Origin of the sequence: Pseudomonas sp. 478, from assembly GCF_003254125.1 — a bacterium.
In the GTDB taxonomy this organism is placed as follows: Bacteria; Pseudomonadota; Gammaproteobacteria; order Pseudomonadales; family Pseudomonadaceae; genus Aquipseudomonas.
On sequence record NZ_QKZG01000012.1, the window covers coordinates 63,130 to 82,813 of the forward strand.

Genomic DNA, 19,684 nt, shown 5'->3' on the forward strand with positions numbered 1-19,684 from the left:
TCATGAGTTTCTCGAACAAGGAACAGGGTCACGCTAAAGAAGCGTTGCTGCCCAGATCGCGGGACATCGACGCACTGGTACGCGCCGAACATCACGACCCCTTTGCAATTCTTGGCCCCCACGGCGATGGTGCCGGCGGGCAATTCATTCGGGCCTATTTGCCGGACGCCTTGAGCGTGCAGGTACTGGCCAGGGACTCCGGGGAAGAACTCGGCAACCTTGAGGCCACCCAGACGCCGGGCCTGTTCGTCGGGCACTTCGATCGGGCGCAGCCGTATCTGCTGCGAACCCGGTGGGCCGGCGGCGAACAGGTTTGCGAAGACCCTTACAGCTTTGGCCCGTTGCTCGGCGAGATGGACTTGTACCTGTTCGCCGAAGGTAATCACCGCGATCTCAGCGCTTGCCTGGGCGCGCAGCTGAAAACGGTCGACGGTGTCGATGGCGTGCGTTTCGCCGTGTGGGCACCGAACGCCAGAAGGGTGTCGGTGGTGGGCGACTTCAACAACTGGGACGGTCGCCGGCACCCGATGCGCCTGCGTCATCCTACCGGCGTATGGGAAATTTTCGTCCCGCGCATGCAAGCGGGGGAAACGTACAAATACGAAATCCTCGGTAGCCACGGCATTCTGCCACTCAAGGCCGACCCGATGGCGCTGGCCACCTCGCTGCCGCCGGACACCGCGTCAAAAGTCGCTTCACCGCTGAATATCGACTGGCAGGACCACGAGTGGATGCAATCCCGGGGCGACCGTCATCGGGTGAGTGCGCCGCTGTCGATCTACGAATTGCATGCCGGCTCCTGGCAATGTGAGCTGGATGATCTGGGCGAAGTTGCGCGCCTGTACACCTGGCATGAGTTGGCCGAGCGGTTGATTCCTTACGTGAAGGAACTGGGTTTTACCCACATCGAGCTGATGCCGATCATGGAACACCCGTTCGGCGGCTCCTGGGGCTATCAGCTGCTGTCGCAATTCGCCCCGAGCGCCCGCTACGGCTCGCCGGATGACTTCGCCGCGTTCGTCAATGCCTGCCACCAGGCTGACATCGGCGTGATCCTCGATTGGGTGCCGGCCCATTTCCCGACCGATACTCACGGTCTGGCGCAATTCGACGGCACTGCGCTGTACGAATACGGCAACCCGCAGGAAGGCTTCCATCAGGACTGGGACACGCTGATCTACAACCTGGGTCGCACCGAAGTGCACGGCTACATGCTGGCCTCGGCGCTGCACTGGCTCAAACATTTCCACGTCGATGGCCTGCGGGTCGATGCCGTGGCTTCGATGCTGTATCGCGATTACTCGCGCAAGGCCGGCGAATGGGTGCCAAACCGTCACGGCGGTCGGGAAAACCTCGAAGCCATCGACTTCCTGCGCCATCTCAATGACGTGGTCGACCTCGAAGCCCCTGGCGCGCTGGTGATTGCCGAAGAGTCCACCGCATGGCCGGGTGTCAGCCAGGGCACGCAACAGGGCGGACTGGGCTTCGACTACAAGTGGAACATGGGCTGGATGCACGATTCGCTGCACTACATCCAGCAGGACCCGGTGTACCGTGCCCATCACCACAACGAACTGAGTTTTGGCCTGGTGTATGCCTGGTCCGAGCGCTTTATCCTGCCGATTTCCCACGACGAGGTGGTACACGGCAAACACTCGCTGATCGACAAGATGCCGGGCGATCGCTGGCAGAAATTCGCCAACCTGCGCGCCTACCTCAGTTTTATGTGGGCACATCCGGGCAAGAAGCTGTTGTTCATGGGCTGCGAGTTTGGTCAGTGGCGTGAGTGGAACCACGATCAGCAACTCGACTGGTACTTGCTGCAGTACTCGGAACACAAAGGTGTGCAGAAACTCGTCGGCGATCTTAATCGGCTGTATCGCGAAGAACCGGCGCTGCATGATCAGGACGACGCGCCGCAAGGCTTCCAGTGGTTGATTGGTGATGATGCCGTCAACAGCGTTTACGCCTTCATGCGCTGGAGCAGGGAGGGGCGGCCGGTGTTGGTGGTGGCTAACTTCACCCCGGTGCCGCGTGAGGGTTATCGCATTGGCGTACCGTTTGCCGGGCGTTGGACCGAGGTGATCAACAGCGATGCGGCCACTTACGCCGGTTCGAACTATGGCAACAGCGGCGGGGCGTTTACCGAGGATGAGCCGAGCCATGGCCAGGCACTCTCGTTGGTATTGAACCTGCCGCCGCTGGCGGTGTTGATGCTGCGTCCGGAGGGTTGATCTAAAACCGAGTCGCTCCCATCGCGAGCAGGCTCACTCCCACATTGGATTGATGTCGTACACAAAACCAATGTGGGAGCGGGCTTGCTCGCGAAGGCGTCAGCCCGAACAATCAATTTCTTGAACTGAAACACTCACCACCGCATCCGCACACCCAAACTCCCAATGAACCCGTTCAAATCATTGCCATCCACATCACTGCTGTAGTCGGCGCTGACGTAAAGACTCACGGTGGGCGTCACTCTGGCCACCAGGCCCAAACCCACTTCGACGGTCGATGAGTAGCGGCTGCTGCTGATCTTCTCGACCTGATCGAGGTTCACGGTATCGCTGGTGTACACCGTATGCCACACGTTGGTTCGCACATAGGGTTCGACCCCCAGGCCGTTGATGTCGTAACTACCTTTCAACCGCGCACCGACCCGGCCGCTCCAGGACGTCAGATCGCCGGACGAGGCATTGCCTGAGCCGGCATACGGGGTGTCCAGGGTAATGCGTTGATTGATTAATTGCGCTTGGGGTTCAACGACCCAGTTATCGCTCAGACCAATGGGGAAACCACCTTCCACCGACAGCGTCACCGCGTTGCCCTCGGTCGCCAGTCGGGCGCCCTGGTCATTGCGGGTATAGCCGTTGACCCGGCCGCCGCTGGCCGTCAAGTCCACGTGCCAGCCTTGGGGCCCGGTCAAACTCCAGTAAGCGCCGAGGCTCTGGCCTTCGAGGTTGAGGGTGTCGTGGCTGGGGTCAGCAAGGGCGCGACCGGTCAGCAGCCCGTTGCTGTTGCCTTGTAACTGAGTCATGCCGCCGACCAGCCCGAGCCGTTGGATATGACCGCTATCGCTTTGCAGCGTCAGGATCGCCGGACCTTTGAATTCGCTACTGCCAGGGACGGCAAACCCCTGAGCCAGAACATCGGTTTGCGCCTGCCGCGAAGCCAGTCCATACATCTGATCCCAGGCCGAAGGTGTCGCGCCCTCGATGGTCAGGTGTGAACTTCGTGTATCGGAGGCGGCGCTGAAGTGGCCGGAGTAGGGGGCGGTGAAAGTGACGGAGGGTAAGGTCATGACCGGAACATCCTGACGGTACCAAGGCGTGGTTTCATTCTCTGCCGGCCCTGCCAGTGCTTCCATGGACGAGCACAGAAGAAGTGAGCTCGAGACAGTGCAAAAAGTTACTTTGATCTCTTGTTGGGTGAATGAAGTTTTCATGGAGGTCTGCCTTGCAATCGCATGCGGTATCTCGCTCTGGCGTCTCTCTCCTACCCGAATGAGGGGCGACCGAATGTAGTGGGGCAAGCCTTTGGCCGCCCGATTTTGCGGGTGTCTTGGGGTTTGCCCCTGGTGTATTTCCGGGGGTAGTAATGTGTAGCTAAGAAGACCCTTGACATTGCGTCAAGAAAATGGCCGATAAATGGTAGCTGTATTTTAGGGCTTGCAAGTGATTGATTTTCGCCGCACATCTAAGTTCTTGTTTGTTCGGAAAATCGTCAAAAAATCCGCGTCCCAGAGCACTTTTGATAGTGGGCTACCGGTCTGCCCACTCACTCTGACACCCATATTTGCAGGCCGGCGGACGTTTCAAAGATGCACTTCCACCGCCAACGGCAAGTGATCCGACAAATGCGTCCAGGGCTTGTGCCCCAGTATTCGCGGCTCATGACTGCTGGCATTGCGCAGATAAATCCGATCCAGACGCAGCAGCGGAAAGCGCGCCGGATAGGTTTTCGCCGGGCGACCGAGGTGACGCTCAAAGGCTTCATGCAGATAGTCGCGTCGGGCGAGGGCGGTATTGCCTTGCAGCTGCCAGTCGTTGAAGTCGCCGGCGATAATCACCGGTGCATCATCGGGCAAGGATTCGAGCAGTTGGCACAGTAGCTGGAGCTGCAACTGTCGATGGCTTTCCAGCAGACTCAAGTGCACGCAGATCGCATGCACTTCAGTGTGCCCGGGCACATCCAGTACGCAATGCAGCAGGCCGCGGCGTTCGGGGCCGGTGATCGAGACGTCGAGGTTGCGGTGTTCGCGGATCGGGTACTTCGATAACAGGGCATTGCCGTGGTGACCGTTGGGGTAGACCGCGTTACGACCGTAGGCGAAGTCGCTCCACATGCTGTCGGCCAGGAACTCGTATTGTGAGGTCTGCGGCCAATCGTTGTAGCGAGTGGAATGGCGGTCGTGTTCACCGACGACTTCCTGCAGAAACACCAGGTCCGCCGACGTGCTGCGTACCGCTTCACGCAGTTCCGGGAGAATGAAACGTCGGTTGAGTGCGGTAAAACCCTTGTGGGTGTTGACCGTCAGTACTCTCAGCCGATGAATCGCCGGGGGCGTGTTCAACGGAGATGATTCGACGGCCTGCCACTTGGAATCACTGGTCACGTTCACTCCTCTGAATCAGGACGGGTTATGTATGCGACTGATACAGCGGCGGGCAGTTCAGAGTGATTCGTCGTAAGCAGCCTTCACAGTAAAATGTAGCAGCTGTCGAGCTTGCGACAGCTGCTACAGGCTGCTGCCAGCGCTGCGTCAGACGAAGACAATTTCGTACGGCAACCGTATCCGTTCCAGAAGCACCGGGGGCAGCAGCGGGGCGAGGCCGATGGCGGGCTCGCCGTCGAGCTGGCTGGCATAGGCGTGGGTGGCGTGGCTTTTGCGCGCGACGGTCCAGGTGTCCAGGCGAACCTTGCGTGCGCGATGCCACGGGATGAGCCCTCGATCACGCGTTGGCCAGTGCCAGGCCCAGACCGGTACTTCGTTGAACGCCGCCCCGACCATGGCCGCGGCCTTGACGCTGGCCCGGCCGACGGCGTCATGGTCGACAATGCCATCCTCGCGCCAGGTGCTGAACACCACATCCCCGGGGCGTAAATAACGGGCAATGAATTGAGTCATCTGAAATTCCCGTTCAGCCAGCGCGTTATCGGTGAAGCCACCGCGAATCCATTTGAGGCTGTGCATCGGCAGCCCGAGCCGGCGCAAGGCTTCGAGGCTTTCTTGGGGGCGGAACACGCTCAAGCGTTTCTCCGACCACTGTTGCGAGCCCGGATGGCTGGCGCTGCCGTCGGTCATCGAGATTAATTGCAGGGGATGTCCCAGGGCGCTGAGCAACTGCAGCAGGCCGCCGCAGGTCACGACTTCATCGCCAGGGTGTGGGGCAATCACTACAGCGCGTGCGCCGGCGGGGACCAGGGTCTGAGTGCTGATGACAGGAATGTTGTCCAGTTGCGGAGCGCTGTTCCAGATTTGTACGGGTAGGCTGCTTTCACTGATGGTGACGGATTTCATGGCTACGTCCTTGTTCTAGTTGATAGCAATGTGCGGCGCTCCAAACCCTGGATTGCCGCGAACAGAGTATTGCTCATGTCACGCTATTCGTCGCCCCGATGTTCCATTCGGCATGTTTTTTCATCCGGGCGGCAGCTAATCCCTGAAGGTCCATTTCACTCTTCTTCCTCACGCTGCAATTCGAACAGCAGCAGCGAACGGCCAGTAACCGAATATTCGTGCCCGAACTCGAAGCGTTCCTGCCCGCGAATCGACGGTTGATTGGTGTCGATCATGCAGGTCCAGAAACCGCCATCAGGCACTTCCGGAAGCAGGAAATTGACGATGTCGTGATGCGCGTTGACCACCAACAGCAAGGTGGCGTCAGCACCTTTGCGGCGAATACCGGTTTCCTGAGCACGGCCATCCATCAGCATGCCGAGGCAGCGGCCATGGCCTTCCTCCCATTGTTCGATGGACATTTCGCTGCCATCCGGCGCGAGCCAGGTGACATCCTTGACGCCGATGTCCTCGTTGTAATTGCCCACCAGGAACCGGCCGCGACGCAGGATCGGGTAGGCCAGGCGCAACTTGATCAGCCGTTTGACGAACTTGAGCAGGGCCTTGCCGTCTTCGCTCAGGTCCCAATTGACCCAACCGATCTCGCTGTCCTGGCAATAGGCGTTGTTGTTGCCCTCCTGGGTGCGGGCGAATTCGTCGCCGGCCACCAGCATCGGCGTGCCTTGGGACAGCAGCAGCGTGGCAAAGAAATTGCGCATTTGGCGCTGACGCAGCTCATTGATCTCGGGATCGTCGGTCGGGCCTTCGACGCCGTGGTTCCAGGACAGGTTGTTGTTGCTGCCGTCCTGATTGTTCTCGTCGTTGGCTTCGTTGTGTTTGTCGTTGTACGACACCAGGTCGTTCAGGGTGAAACCGTCATGGGCGGTAACGAAGTTCACTGAGGCGTACGGCCGTCGGCCACGCTGATTGAACATCTCGCCGGAGGCGGTCATGCGACTGGCGAAGTCGGCCAGTTGGCCGTCGTCGCCTTTCCAGAACGCACGCACGGTGTCGCGGAATTTGTCATTCCACTCGACCCAGCCGGGCGGAAAGTTACCGACCTGATAGCCGCCGGGGCCGCAATCCCAGGCTTCTGCAATCATTTTCACCTGGCGCAGCACCGGGTCCTGGCGGCAGGCCACAAGGAAGCTGTGACGTTCGTCGAAGCCATCGTGGTAGCGCCCGAGAATGGTCGCCAGGTCGAAACGGAAACCGTCCACGTGCATTTCCGAGGCCCAGTAGCGCAGGGAGTCGGTGACCATTTGCAGCACGCACGGGTGACTCAGGTCCAGGGTGTTGCCGGTACCGGAATCGTTGATGTAGAAGCGCTTGTCGTCGGGCATCAAGCGGTAGTAAGAGGCGTTGTCGATGCCGCGCATGGACAGGGTCGGGCCTTGTTCGTTGCCCTCGGCGGTGTGGTTGTAGACCACGTCGAGGATCACTTCAAGATTGGCTTCGTGCAGGTGTGCAACCATCTCCTTGAACTCGGCGATCTTGCCGCTGGCCAGGTAACGCGGGTCGGGGGCGAAGAACGCGATGCTGTTGTAGCCCCAGTAATTGGTCATGCCTTTGTGCAACAGATGCTGGTCGTTGACGAAGGCATGAATCGGCAGCAATTCCACGGTCGACACGCCGAGCTTGCGGATGTGTTCCAGCACATCATCCACCATCAGCCCGGCGAAGGTGCCGCGCACATTCTCGGGGACGGAGGGGTGACGCATGCTGATACCGCGCACGTGAGTCTCATAAATGATGGTCTTGTCCCACGGCACGCTGACCCGATGGTCGTGACCCCAGGTGTGGGCGGGGTCGATCACCTTGCACTTGGGCACGAACGGCGCGCTGTCGCGCTCATCGAAACTGAGGTCGGCGTCGGGGTGGCCGATGGTGTAGCCGAACAGCGCTTCGGACCATTTCAACTGGCCGACCAGTTGTTTGGCGTAGGGGTCGATCAGCAGTTTGTTGGGGTTGAAGCGATGACCGTTCGCCGGGTCGTACGGGCCGTAGACACGGTAGCCGTAGATCATCCCCGGATGCGCGTCGGGCAGGTAGCCGTGGTAGATCTCGTCGGTGTATTCCGGCAGTTCGATGCGTTCCAGTTCGACCTCGCCGGCATCATCGAAGATGCACAGCTCGACCTTGGTGGCATTGGCGGAAAACAAGGCGAAGTTGACCCCTAGGCCATCCCAGGTCGCGCCCAGCGGGAAGGGCAAGCCTTCACGGATTCGCGAGGCCTCGAGTTGAGGTTCTGGCGCGGCTTTCTTCGGACTGGTCATAGGTGCTCCTGCAAAGGGGGGACAATTCTTGGCTCTGGTTTTTTTTGAGGGCGAGCGAGCCCTCGGTGGCGAGAAGGCTCGCCACGAGGTCAATCAGGACAAAGGTGAAAGGCGTCAGACAGCGGGCGGCTTACGCGCTGCTCGAGGCTTTTTCTCGCTGGCTTTCTCGCCCGGCGGGATGACCTTGGAGGCAGCGGCGGGCTTGGCTTTGGTTTTTGGCTCCGCCGCCTTGCCATTGGGTTTGCTGGCAGGGGCCTTGGTGCCGGCGGTTTTGCTGGCAGCCGCTTTTGCCGATTTGCTCGGTGCCAGGGCTTCGGCTTCAGCCAGTTTGCGGGCCATCTCCCAGTGGCGAGCGTCCTGGCCTTCGGGTTTTCCTTCCGATTCCCAGATCTGATAGGCGAATTCGCGGATACGTTTATCGTTAGTGCTCATCGCAATGCTCCTGAACTGAACTCAAGTGTGGGTAGTTTGGATAAATAGATTGACCGGGAAATCCCCCAGCCCGTCGCTGATGTTCAGCTCCCTTTGGTGTGTGACTGTTGTGCTTGAAAAAAGTCCCTTCAAATGTTCCTCAGGGGCGGTGAACGGTAATTTGACCCGTGTATCGCCCCACAGCGGCGCGTCAATCAGGGGTTGGGCACTGTTTTTCAGCAGTTCGGCGCAGCGTATCGGCACGATCACGATGGCGCGTTTTCCTTCCAGCGAGCGCGCAAATGCGAGCACCCTGTGAGCCTGGCTGCCGACGACTTCAAGGGCTTGATACGTCCCCCGCCGAAACAGCTCGGTGTGCTCGAACCGCAGGTTCAACACATGAGCGATCAGCGTTTGTTTAATACGCCCGTCGCGCCAGTCAGCCAACAGCCCGGGCAGTGCCAAGGGCGTCTGCATCGACTGCTGACGGCTGGCGTAATCCACCGGCCGGCGGTTGTCCGGATCGACCAGCGAGAAGTCCCAGTACTCGTTGCCCTGATAAAGATCCGGCACCCCCGGCACGGTCATGCGCAGCAAGGTTTGCGCCAATCCGTTGAGTGCGCCGGGAACGGCGATGCTCTTGGCTGCCTTGCCGAGGGCCGCGCGTAACGGTTCACCTTCGGGGCTCAGAAGCAGACGTTGCAGGAATTGCTGAACCGCGTGTTCGTAAGCCTCGTTCGGCGCGCTCCAGCTGCTTTGCAACTTGGCTTCGCGCAAGGCTTTCTGTTGCCACTGCCACACCCGTTGAGTGTAGTTCTCCAAGGCTGTTTGATCGTCACTGCGCAGATCGAGCGGCCAGCTGCCGAGGATCGCTTGATAGAGGATCAACTCATCGCCCGCCGTCGGCATCTGGTCGTCGTCGCGCAGGGGGCGGGCGAGGGCCTGCCAGAGCGGCACTTGCTCGGCGTACCAGGCACTGCGCTCGCTCAGCACCGCCAGGCGCGCGCGGGTGTCTTCGCCGCGTTTGTGGTCGTGGGTCGCGGTGGCCAGCAAATTATCGGGAAACTCGTCGAGACGGTTGACGCAAGCCGCATGGAAGTCGGCTACCGGCGCGCTGAACTGTTCGGTGTTGAAGCCCACGTCATTGCGCGACAACAATGTCGCCGAACGATAGAACGCGGTGTCCTCCACGGCCTTCGCCGCCGCCGGCGACGTCAGTTGCTGAAAACGCACACAGGCATGCTTGAGCATCTTGCGCGGCCGGCCCAGCGGGCGTTTGCGCCATGATTCACCGCCCAGCCAGCGGGCCAGGCAATCGAGTACTGGCCAATCGGCCTCGCCGAGGGTAAGCCTCGCACCGTTCATGGCTTGCTGGAAAAACACATCGTCTTCAGCCGTACGCCCACGGGGGCTGATGTAGGTGCGGTACACCGGGAAATGCACGATCAGTTCCTGCAACGCCCGACGAATCGCACCGAGGGTCAGGTCGCGGGTCATCAGGTCATCCCGGGCCACTTGCAACAGGGCCTGGGCGACGCTTTCGAAGTCTCCGGCGAGGGAACCGTTGAGAATCTGCTGGCGGGCCAATTGCGCTTCCTGACGGAAATCGGCGGGCCGTTCGCTGTAGCGATTCCACAGTTCGGCCAATGTGTCGGCGCCTTCCGGAGCATGTTGCAGCAGCGACAGTTGATTCATGAACTCGTAACCCGTGGTGCCATCCACCGACCAGTCACGGTGCAGGGTTTCACCTTCGCCGAGGATCTTCTCGACGTAGATCGGCAGGTGCCGATCCGGCGACAGGCTGTCGACCCGTCGCCGCAATTTGCGGCAGTAGCCCCGAGGGTCGGCGAGACCGTCGATGTGGTCGATGCGCAGACCGTCAACCAGGCCTTCGGCCACCAGCTCGAAGATTTTTGCATGGGTGGCTTCGAACACGGCGGGGCGTTCGACCCGCAGGCCGCCCAGTTCGTTGACATCGAAAAAACGCCGCCAGTTGATGTCATCTGCCGCCGTGCGCCAACTGGCCAGGCGATAGCTTTGGCGTTCAAGCAACTGGTGCAGGCGCTGGAAACCTTCGGCGGTGAGCGAGTCGTAAGCGCTGAGGTTTTGCTGGATGGCCTGCAGAATCACCGGATCGCTGGCCCGTTCACGCAACTCTGTTTTCAGCGGTATCGCCAGGCTGTGGGCGTCGGTCTGGTAGCTCAAGGTGCTGAAACGGTCTGCCAGCGACTTGAGCGATTCGGCGCTCAGCGGGTCATCGGTCCTGAGCAGTTCGCCGTAATTCGTCGGGCAGATCGGGAAGTGATGCTCATAGTGCGCGACATAAAACGCGCCCTTTTGCGCATCGAAACGCAGGGGCAGGGTGCCGTCCTGCAAGGCGATGCCGTAGTCGCTGCCGAGGAAGGGCAGCAACAACTGACCTTCCATCAATGGGTCGGGCGAATGCCACTGGATATCGAAGAACTCGCCGTAAGGGCTCAGGCGTCCCCATTCCAGCAAATCCTGCCACCAGGGATTATCGCCACCGCCGACGGCCATGTGGTTGGAGACGATGTCGAGGATCAGCCCCATGTTCAGCTCGCGCAATGCGCTGACCAAACGCCGCAGTGCCGCTTCGCCGCCCAGCTCCGGATTGACCGTGGTCGGGTCCACGACGTCGTAGCCGTGCATGGAACCGGCGCGGGCGCTCAGCAGTGGTGACGCATAGACGTGGCTGATGCCGAGGCTGGCGAAGTACGGCACCAGCGGCACCGCATCGTCCAGCGTGAAGTCTTTATGGAACTGCAGCCGCAGGGTCGCCCGCAGCGGTTGGATAAGCGTTTGCTTCATTGGTCACGCTCGGCCGCCTGAAGCCGCGCACAGGCGAGCAGTTCCAGGCGTCGGGCGGCGTCCGGGTCATCGAGCAAGGCTTCACTGTCGCCGGGCAGGCGTCGGGACCAGTTGGGGTGCGTGTCGGTGGTGCCGGGCAGATTGGCCTGCTGCTCGATGCCCAGGGCATCTTCCAGCGGCAGCAACACCAAGGGCGCACGGGTATGACCGAGGAAACGTATCGCGGCGTCGAGCACTTGATCGGTTTCATGGGACTCGTCGCGAAAGTTCTGCGGGTCCTCGCTCAATACCCGGCGCAGGCCTTCACGCTCGCGTTCGCGGTGATGGCGCCATTCGATTTCACCCGGGGCGTCGACCAGGCCCAGTCGGGCGTTCCAGTCGATATCGCGGCCATGCCACCAGCCATTGAGCGTCGGCAGGTCATGGGTGCTGGTGGTCGCCAGTGCGTTGTCTGGCCAGTCGAGAATCGGCTTGAAGTGCGCGTTGTCCTGTTCGAACAACAGCACGCGCATACCCAGGATCGAGCGGGCGATGAGCTTTTCTCGCAGACCATCGGCCACGGTGCCGAGGTCTTCACCGAGGACGATGGCCTGATGGCGATGGGACTCGAGGGTCAGCAAGCGCAGCAGGTCGTCCACCGGGTAATAGAGGTAGGCGCCGTCGGCGGGTGACGCGTCATTGGGGATCACCCATAGCCGTTGCAGGCCCATGACGTGATCGATGCGCAGGCCGCCGGCGTGGGCAAAATTGGCGCGGAGCATTTCGATGAAGGCACGAAAGCCGTTGCGTACCAGACCTTCGGGCGAGAACGCGGAAATCCCCCAGCCCTGACCGGTGCGGTTGAGAATGTCCGGTGGTGCACCCACGGTCAGCGAGGCGAGCAACTCGTCCTGACGACTCCAGGCCTGACTGCCACCGCCATCGGCACCCACCGCCAGATCGGCGATCAGGCCAATGCTCATGCCAGCGCTGCGGGCGGCGGTTTGGGCGCGTTCCAGGCAGCGTGTGATCAGCCATTGGCAGAAGGCAAAGAAGCCGATGCGCCCGGCATTCTCTTCGGCGAATTCGGCCAGGGCCGCGCTGCGCGGGTTTTGCCATTGCTCGGGCCAATGCCGCCAGTCGAGACTTTCACCCTTGGCGGCGCGGGCTTCTTGAATGGCTTCAAAGCGGCAGTGGTTTTCCAGGGCTTCGCCCGCCGCGTGGCGGAAGCTGCTGAAATCGGCATGCAACGGGTGTTCGCCCTGGACAAAGCCTTCGTACAACGCTTGCAACAGACGATGTTTGGCTTCGGCCGCCACCGGCCAATCAATCAACGGCGAGGCTTCAAGGTGCTTGAGTTCTGCCGCCAGGCCGGTTGCATCAATCGCGGTACGCAATGCTCGATCGCCCAGGATGGCGCCGGGTGCGGCGTACAGGCTGTTGAGAAACAAACGGCTGGAAGGCGAATACGGGCTGTAACGCTGGGTGTCGCTGCCGAACATCGCGTGCAGCGGACTGATCGCCAGCGCTTCGGCACCGCGTTCGCCGGCCACCCGGGCCAGGTCTTCCAGTGCCTGGGTATCGCCGAAACCGCCATCGCCCGGACGACGCAGCGAATACAGCTGCACGCTCAGGCCCCAGGCGCGGGGGATCGGGCTGTCGACGGCATCGCCGACGCTGTAGCAGCGAGCCGGTGCAACGGCCAGCGTAAATGCCTGTCCGTCGATGCTGACGTGTTGATAACCGACCGGAATCAGGCCGGGCAACACCGCCTCGGCATCCAGTTTTAAATGAAGTCGCGAGCCATCTTCAAGGTGGATCTCGCACGGCGTTTCGGGCTCAAAGTAATGCGCCAGGCTGAGGCCGACTCCGAAGTCTGCGGTCAGCAGCGGTGGCAGGTGTCGGGTTTGTTGCACCTGCTGCAGTTCTTGCAGGCTGGCGTCGATTTCCTGAGCGCTGCCGGCCGGGTGGCCGAGTCCGGTAAGGACGTTGCGTAACACTGATGGAGCGACTTTCTGTGGGCGGCCGTTGGCGTCGATCCAGTCGACTGCCAGGCCTGCTCGGCTGGCCAGTATTTCCAGTTGCGCATCGCTCATTGGCGCTCTCCATCCGGGGGTAGCAAAGGGGCTGCGGCCGTGAGGTTGACTAGCGCGCAATACGGGGCAAGCGTGCCCTGATCCAACAGGCCGGCTGACTGTGGCGGGTATTCGAACAACAACGAAGCGTCGGCCTGTGGGGAGTGGACCACAGGCGTGTCGCTGAGGTTCAGGTCAATACGCAGCTGACTGCCATCGCCCAGTCGCCAGCGCGCCGTTACCGCGCCTGTGGCCAGCACCTCGGCGCCCAATGCTTGCGCACCGGGCAGGCGGGGGATGATCTGCTGATGGCGGATCTGCAACAGTTGGCGATACAGGTCGTGCATGGCGGATTGTCGGGTTGATGTCAGCTCGGGGCGTGAAGCCTCAAAGGTCTGGCGCGCGTTGGGGTCGGGAATCTGCTCGCGTGTGTGCGGATCAGCAAACGCGCTGAACGCTGCAAACTCGTTACGGCGTCCCTCGCGGACCAACTCCGCGAGTTCTCCGTGATGGCTGGTGAAGAACAGGAACGGTTGTTCGGCGGCGAACTCGTCGCCCATGAACATCAGCGGGATCATCGGTGACAACAGCAGTAATGCGGTGGCGGCCTTGAGCGCATCGGGGTTGGCCAATTGATGTAATCGTTCGCCCAAGGCGCGGTTGCCGATCTGGTCGTGATTTTGCAGGAACAGCACGAAAGCACTCGGCGGCAAATGACCGCTGGGCTCACCGCGGGTTGTACCGTGACGGGTTACGTGGCCCTGAAACACGAAGCCCTGGCTCAGGCAACGTGCCAGTTGCTCGGTGGGGTTTTGCGCGTAGTCGGCGTAATAGGCGTCGGTTTCGCCGGTCAGCAGCACGTGCAAGGCGTTGTGGCCGTCGTCGTTCCACTGCGCGTCGAAGCCTTCTTCGAGCAGGCTGGCCTGGTTGTGTTCGTTTTCAACGGTCAGCCACACATGCCTGGCCGGATCGGTTTGCTGGCGAACCTTTTGCGCCAGTTCCCGAAGAAAGTCCGGGTCTTCGATGGCGTGCACCGCGTCCAGGCGCAAGCCATCGAAGCGGTACTCCAGCAACCACATCAACGCATTGTCGATGAAGAAGTCCCGCACCTCGCGCCGCCGGAAGTCGATCGCCGCACCCCACGGGGTGTGCTTGTCTTCGCGGAAGAAGCCCTTGGCGTAGCGATGCAGGTAATTACCGTCCGGGCCGAAGTGGTTGTAAACCACGTCGAGAATCACCGCCAGGCCATGGCCGTGGGCGGTGTCGATCAGGTGTTTGAGTTGTTCGGGAGTGCCGTAGGAGGCTTGGGGCGCGTAGGGCAGAACCCCGTCGTAACCCCAATTGCGATCACCGGGGAACTGCGCCAGCGGCATCAGTTCGATCGCGCTGATGCCCAGCTCCACGAGGCGCGCCAGGTGCTGCTCGACTTCGCTGAAGCCGCCGAGCGCACCGACGTGCAATTCGTAGATCACCGCCTCATTCCACGGCCGCCCAAGCCAGGCGCTGTGTTGCCATTGATAGGCAAGTGGGTCGACCACCACGCTGTGGCGGTCGATATCACCGGCCTGCGCGCGGGAGGCCGGGTCGGGCACCTCCAGCTCGCCGTCGATGTTGTAGCGGTAACGCGTGCCGGCGGGGCAGCGGGTATTGATCACGAACCAACCATCTGCCTGGGGCAGGAGTGGCAAGGACTGTCCATCTTCCAGTTCGACACTGACGTAAAACGCATCTGGCGCCCACAAGGCAAAACGCGTGTGTTCTGCGTCCAGCATGATTGCGCCGTGGGGCCAGGTCTCAAGGGTCCGTAACGGCATCTTTGAAAACCTCTTAATGTTTGCCCGATTTGCCCAGCGCCTTGGTCACCAGTTTTTCGTAGAGTTCGGCGTACGGTTCGACTGCCTTGCACCAGTTGAAAGGCGCGGCCATGGCTCGGCAGCGCATGGCATTGAGCAGGTCGGGGAAGGCGAAGACCTTGAAGGCCCGGCTCAGGGCTTCCTCGTAACTTTCAGCCGTGGATTCGTCGAACAGGAAACCGGTCACGCCGTTTTCAATGGTGTCGGCCAAACCCCCGGTGTTGCGTGCCACCGGCAACGAACCGAAGCGCTGGGCGTACATCTGGCTCAGGCCGCAAGGCTCGTAACGCGAAGGCATCAGCAGGAAATCACTGCCGGCGAACATGCGACGGGCGTCGGTTTCGTTGAAACCGATGCGCACGCCGACCTGGCCTGGAAAACGCAGGGCCAGTTCACGCATGGCTTGTTCTTCTTCCGGCTCGCCACGACCGATGATCGCGATCTGCCCGCCAGATTTGACGATGTAGTCGGAGACGGCTTCGGTCAGGTCCAGGCCTTTCTGATAGACCAGTCGCGACACCACAGCGAACAGCGGACCTTCGCTATCGTCCAGGCCAAACAGCTCACGCACGTGGGCGGCGTTGACCGCTTTGCCTTCCCAATCGCCAATTTTGAAGGGGCAGAACAGGTGCGGGTCGGTGGCCGCGTCCCAGCTTTCATCGATGCCATTGGGGATACCACTGAGCAGACCTTGCTGGGTCTTGGCGGCAAGAAAACCGTCGAGACCGCAGCCGAAGGCCGGGGTGGTGATTTCCTGGGCATAGGTGGCGCTGACGGTGGTGATGTGGCTCGAATAAGCCATGCCGGCCTTGAGGAACGACATCTTGCCGTAGAACTCCATGCCTTCCTGTTGCAAGGCATGCATGGGAATACCCAGTTCCGGGCACGACCCAAGACTGGTCACGCCCTGATAGGCGAGGTTATGAATGGTGAACAGCGTCGGGGTGCGCTGTCCACGCCAGTGCATGTAAGCGGGTGCCAGACCGGCAGGCCAGTCATGGGCGTGCACCAGGTCCGGGCACCAGTGAATTTGTGCAAGGTTGGCGGCGATATCGGCGGCGGCCAGGCCCAGACGGGCGAAACGAATGTGGTTGTCCGGCCAGTCGCGGCCGTTGTTGGCGCCGTAAGGCGAACCCTCGCGCTCGTAGAGTTCGGGGCAGATTAATACGTAAATGACCAGACCGTCGGGCATGTCCATGCGCCCGATCTTGCAGGGAGGCAACGCGGCGTGACCACCGAGCTCGCCAATGATATGAATCGGATTTTCGCTGTGCAGCACTTGCGGGTAACCGGGGATCAACACTCGCACATCATGCAAATGAGCCATGGCTCGCGGCAGCGCTGCGGAAACGTCGCCCAGACCACCGGTTTTCACCAGATCGGCGATCTCCGAGGTGACGAACAGCACTTTCTTCTTGTTGGGATTCTGACTGGCCACCGGTGCCAGCGTCTTGGTGCCGGGGACGCTGATCGATTGGTGACTGGGGGCACTCACGGCGCTCGTTTCGCCGACTTGCTGATGAGCACGTTCTCCCTGAATATCTAAAGCCGCACTGATCATATGAATCTCCCGTGTTGTTGATCTAATTCTTAGGTCTGGCACAAACGGTATTTCGTGGCCAATTCCTGTGGCCAGGCGCAAACGCGCTACGCATCGGTGAGCAAGCGCTGCCAATGCGATGAAGCAGAATGGCTGGAGAGATCGTTGCAAGGATTGCACCAGTCGCAACGCACCTCCTTTTAAGCTGACCCGTCACGACCGGCAAAAGTTTCGACTTTTTTTCCGCTTTGTGACCGACCGGTTTTGCCCCGCGGAACTGAGTCTAGGCCAGAACTTAGAGCGGGGGAGCCCATATGGCAAAATTGTTCGACAATCGGTTTAAAGAGGTACGGACGTACCGCTTGGAGGGAGAAACGCACCGACGAAGGGCATGTTTTTTTGCAGTTCTGCCACAAAAAATATTCGGAATGTCACATGAGTGTGCGAGACACAGCCATGTTCGCGCACTGTTGTGGTGCGTAGCGGACAAGTCCCGTCTTTGGCCGAACCACTGCCTTACAGCCGGCCATGTTGCCTTGTTATAGTCCGGGCCTCATTTGCTGCCCGGTAAAAGGATCACTGCCATGTCTCAGTACACTGCGTTCACCGTCGAACTGGCCGATAAGATCGCCCATGTGCAGATCAACCGGCCGGAAAAGATCAATTCGATGAATGCTGCGTTCTGGAGCGAGATCATCGATATTTTCCAGTGGATTGATGACACCGACGAAGTCCGGGTGGTGGTCCTCAGTGGTGCGGGCAAGCATTTCTCTTCCGGTATCGACCTGATGATGCTGGCCGGTGTGGCCAATGAACTGGGCAAGGACGTGGGGCGCAACGCGCGCCTGTTGCGCCGCAAGATCCTCGCCCTGCAAGCGTCTTTCAATGCTGTCGACAATTGCCGCAAGCCGGTACTGGCGGCGGTTCAGGGTTATTGCCTGGGCGGCGCCATTGATTTGATTGCGGCTTGTGACATGCGTTACGCCGCCGAAGATGCACAATTCTCGATCAAGGAAATCGACATCGGCATGGCGGCCGACGTTGGCACTTTGCAACGCTTGCCGCGGATCATTGGTGACGGCATGCTGCGTGAACTGGCTTACACTGGTCGCACGTTCGGTGCCGAGGAAGCGCGTGGCATGGGCCTGGTCAATCGTGTTTACAGCGACACCGCCAGCCTGCTCGACGGTGTCATGGGCATAGCCCGCGAAATCGCCAGCAAGTCGCCGATTGCGATCACCGGCACCAAAGAGATGATCAGCTACATGCGCGATCATCGCATCGATGACGGCCTCGAATACGTCGCCACCTGGAACGCCGCCATGCTGCAATCCACCGATCTGCGCGTGGCCATGGCCGCCCATATGAGCAAACAGAAACCCGAATTTCTGGACTGATTAAAAATGACTTCACGCTGGACCACTGCAGTACTGGACACCGACCAACCCGGCGGCTGGGCCGTGGCGCGTAGCCCCGAAGGCTTTCTGTTCGATGACAATGGCGCGCTGTTCCCCCGCGAATGGCTCAAGCGCCAGGACCTGTCGATCCTCGCCGAACATGGCATTGGTCACCTGGACGGCGAGCCGGTCTATTTATTGGAGCTGCGCAGTCACAGCGAGGTGCCGGGCTGCAACTGGAAAGGCCTGCGGGCGTTCATGCTCGAAGGCGACCATACGGTTTACAGGATGCTCGGTTATGCCGCGCAAATTGGCACCTGGGCCCGCGAACACCGCTTTTGCGGTAACTGCGGGCAGGCGATGACCCAAGTGACCCGGGAACGGGCGATGTATTGCGAGCCGTGTGATTTACGCAGCTACCCGCGGATTTCGCCGAGCATGATCGTACTGGTGACCCGAGGCGATGAAGTCCTGCTGGCGCGTTCGCCGCGTTTCGTCACCGGTGTTTACAGCACGCTGGCAGGGTTTGCCGAACCGGGCGAGTCGGCCGAAGACTGCCTGATTCGCGAAGTCCGCGAAGAAGTTCAGATCGAGGTCAAGAACATCCAGTACATGGGCAGCCAGTGCTGGCCGTTCCCGCATTCGATGATGCTGGGTTTCCATGCCGAATACGCCGGTGGCGAGATCGTGTGTCAGGAAGACGAGATCGAAGACGCCCAGTGGTTCAACGTTCATGAGCTGCCGCCGTTACCGGCGTCACGCTCGATTGCCCGTTACCTGATCGACGTCTATGTGGCGCGGCGCTTAGGCCACGCTGAACCAGTGTTGCCAGGCTAACCGCACGGTCAAGCCCAGCACCACAGTGATGAACACCGGGCGAATGAACTTCGCACCGCCGCTGATGGCGGTGCGAGCCCCGAAGAACGCCCCGATCATCACCGACAGGCCCATGCTCAGGCCGATGATCCAGTCCACTTGCCCGGAAAACACGAACACCGACAGTGCCGCAATGTTGCTGACGAAGTTCATGCTGCGCGCCACGCCGCTGGCTTTCACCAGGTCGATGGGGTACATCAGCATCGTGCTGACGGTCCAGAACGCGCCCGTGCCGGGACCGGCCACACCGTCGTAAAAGCCCAGGCCGAAGCCTTGGGTCGATTGCCACTTTTTCTTGATCGGTGCATCGCTGTCCAGCGGTGCTTTCGGCGTGCCGCCAAACAACAGATAGATGCCGCAGGCAAAAACGATCACCGGGAGCATCTTGTTCAGCCATTCCGCCGGCAGGTAGTGAGCGACCACGGCACCCGTCAGCGCGCCCACCAGCGTGCCGACAATGGCGTGCATCCACTGCCTGGGATGGAACAGCTTGCGTCGGTAGAAGGTGAAACTGGCGGTGGCCGAGCCGAACGTCGAACTGAGCTTGTTGGTGCCCAGCACCAGATGCGGTGGCAGGCCTGCGGTCAGCAGCGCCGGAGTGGTCAACAGACCACCACCGCCGGCAATGGCGTCAATGAAACCGGCAATGAAAGCGACGAGAGCCAGAATGGCCAGGGTGGTGAGGTCAACACTGAGTTCGAAAGGCATGGAATCGGCTTATTCGGCGGGGTGCAGGACAGGGCTGCGGGGAAGGGCCGATATCTTACCCATATCCAACTTCTGCGGCGACCGCTCTGGCCTCATCGCGAGCAGGCTCACTCCCACAGGGGATGTGCGGCGTTGCACAAATCAATGTGGCAGGGCTGCGGGGAAGGGCCGATATCTTACCCA

At 60.7% G+C, this 19,684-nt stretch carries 13 protein-coding genes; 3 read left to right on the forward strand and 10 right to left on the reverse strand.

Annotated elements, in window-relative coordinates:
• Positions 1 to 2: 2 nt before the first annotated feature.
• Positions 3 to 2,234, forward strand: a complete 2,232-nt coding sequence (gene glgB, locus DFS28_RS23115; RefSeq protein WP_111451584.1) for a 1,4-alpha-glucan branching protein GlgB — start codon at positions 3 to 5, stop codon at positions 2,232 to 2,234.
• A gap of 134 nt (positions 2,235 to 2,368) precedes the next feature.
• Here glgB and DFS28_RS23120 read toward each other — a convergent pair whose 3' ends face one another.
• The 9 genes from DFS28_RS23120 to glgA all read right to left on the reverse strand — a co-directional run bounded on the left by DFS28_RS23120 (position 2,369) and on the right by glgA (position 16,541).
• On the reverse strand, positions 2,369 to 3,442 hold the full coding sequence (locus DFS28_RS23120) for an autotransporter outer membrane beta-barrel domain-containing protein (protein WP_111451585.1): 1,074 nt from the start codon (positions 3,440 to 3,442) through the stop codon (positions 2,369 to 2,371).
• 369 nt (positions 3,443 to 3,811) lie between these two features.
• Positions 3,812 to 4,612, reverse strand: coding sequence for an endonuclease/exonuclease/phosphatase family protein (locus DFS28_RS23125; RefSeq protein WP_111451586.1), 801 nt, complete (start codon positions 4,610 to 4,612; stop codon positions 3,812 to 3,814).
• A gap of 147 nt (positions 4,613 to 4,759) precedes the next feature.
• A complete protein-coding gene (locus DFS28_RS23130; protein WP_111451587.1) occupies positions 4,760 to 5,518 on the reverse strand; it encodes a PIG-L deacetylase family protein in 759 nt (252 codons plus the stop codon).
• A 155-nt stretch (positions 5,519 to 5,673) separates the two neighbouring features.
• On the reverse strand, positions 5,674 to 7,833 hold the full coding sequence (glgX, locus tag DFS28_RS23135) for a glycogen debranching protein GlgX (protein ID WP_111451588.1): 2,160 nt from the start codon (positions 7,831 to 7,833) through the stop codon (positions 5,674 to 5,676).
• A 114-nt stretch (positions 7,834 to 7,947) separates the two neighbouring features.
• Entirely contained in the window at positions 7,948 to 8,265 is a 318-nt protein-coding gene (locus tag DFS28_RS23140) for a DUF2934 domain-containing protein (protein WP_111451589.1), read from the reverse strand.
• A 21-nt stretch (positions 8,266 to 8,286) separates the two neighbouring features.
• Positions 8,287 to 11,073, reverse strand: coding sequence for a malto-oligosyltrehalose synthase (locus DFS28_RS23145; RefSeq protein ID WP_111451590.1), 2,787 nt, complete (start codon positions 11,071 to 11,073; stop codon positions 8,287 to 8,289).
• On the reverse strand, positions 11,070 to 13,148 hold the full coding sequence (malQ, locus tag DFS28_RS23150) for a 4-alpha-glucanotransferase (protein WP_111451591.1): 2,079 nt from the start codon (positions 13,146 to 13,148) through the stop codon (positions 11,070 to 11,072). Before malQ ends, DFS28_RS23145 begins: the two co-directional genes overlap by 4 nt.
• Positions 13,145 to 14,941 (reverse strand): malto-oligosyltrehalose trehalohydrolase, encoded by a 1,797-nt coding sequence (treZ, locus tag DFS28_RS23155; protein ID WP_111451592.1) that lies wholly within the window; start codon positions 14,939 to 14,941, stop codon positions 13,145 to 13,147. Before treZ ends, malQ begins: the two co-directional genes overlap by 4 nt.
• Before the next feature lie 13 nt (positions 14,942 to 14,954).
• Positions 14,955 to 16,541, reverse strand: coding sequence for a glycogen synthase GlgA (gene glgA, locus DFS28_RS23160; protein WP_111451593.1), 1,587 nt, complete (start codon positions 16,539 to 16,541; stop codon positions 14,955 to 14,957).
• Positions 16,542 to 17,104: 563 nt separating this feature from the next.
• On the opposite strand from glgA, the gene DFS28_RS23165 reads away from it, so the two are divergent.
• Both DFS28_RS23165 and nudC read left to right on the forward strand, forming a co-directional pair.
• Positions 17,105 to 17,917 (forward strand): crotonase/enoyl-CoA hydratase family protein, encoded by an 813-nt coding sequence (locus DFS28_RS23165; protein WP_111451594.1) that lies wholly within the window; start codon positions 17,105 to 17,107, stop codon positions 17,915 to 17,917.
• Between the two features lie 6 nt (positions 17,918 to 17,923).
• Entirely contained in the window at positions 17,924 to 18,754 is an 831-nt protein-coding gene (gene nudC, locus DFS28_RS23170) for an NAD(+) diphosphatase (protein ID WP_111451595.1), read from the forward strand.
• Here nudC and DFS28_RS23175 read toward each other — a convergent pair.
• Positions 18,722 to 19,501 (reverse strand): TSUP family transporter, encoded by a 780-nt coding sequence (locus DFS28_RS23175; RefSeq protein WP_111451596.1) that lies wholly within the window; start codon positions 19,499 to 19,501, stop codon positions 18,722 to 18,724. The two genes, nudC and DFS28_RS23175, sit on opposite strands and share 33 nt — an antisense overlap.
• Positions 19,502 to 19,684 lie beyond the last annotated feature (183 nt).

Coding starts and splice junctions, on each gene's coding strand:
- DFS28_RS23140 (WP_111451589.1), bottom strand. CDS start 8,265: ATGAGCACTAACGATAAACGTATCCGCGAATTCGCCTATCAGATCTGG.
- nudC (WP_111451595.1), top strand. CDS start 17,924: ATGACTTCACGCTGGACCACTGCAGTACTGGACACCGACCAACCCGGC.
- glgB (WP_111451584.1), top strand. CDS start 3: ATGAGTTTCTCGAACAAGGAACAGGGTCACGCTAAAGAAGCGTTGCTG.
- glgA (WP_111451593.1), bottom strand. CDS start 16,541: ATGATCAGTGCGGCTTTAGATATTCAGGGAGAACGTGCTCATCAGCAA.
- treZ (WP_111451592.1), bottom strand. CDS start 14,941: ATGCCGTTACGGACCCTTGAGACCTGGCCCCACGGCGCAATCATGCTG.
- DFS28_RS23130 (WP_111451587.1), bottom strand. CDS start 5,518: ATGAAATCCGTCACCATCAGTGAAAGCAGCCTACCCGTACAAATCTGG.
- DFS28_RS23165 (WP_111451594.1), top strand. CDS start 17,105: ATGTCTCAGTACACTGCGTTCACCGTCGAACTGGCCGATAAGATCGCC.
- glgX (WP_111451588.1), bottom strand. CDS start 7,833: ATGACCAGTCCGAAGAAAGCCGCGCCAGAACCTCAACTCGAGGCCTCG.
- DFS28_RS23145 (WP_111451590.1), bottom strand. CDS start 11,073: ATGAAGCAAACGCTTATCCAACCGCTGCGGGCGACCCTGCGGCTGCAG.
- malQ (WP_111451591.1), bottom strand. CDS start 13,148: ATGAGCGATGCGCAACTGGAAATACTGGCCAGCCGAGCAGGCCTGGCA.
- DFS28_RS23120 (WP_111451585.1), bottom strand. CDS start 3,442: ATGAAAACTTCATTCACCCAACAAGAGATCAAAGTAACTTTTTGCACT.
- DFS28_RS23175 (WP_111451596.1), bottom strand. CDS start 19,501: ATGCCTTTCGAACTCAGTGTTGACCTCACCACCCTGGCCATTCTGGCT.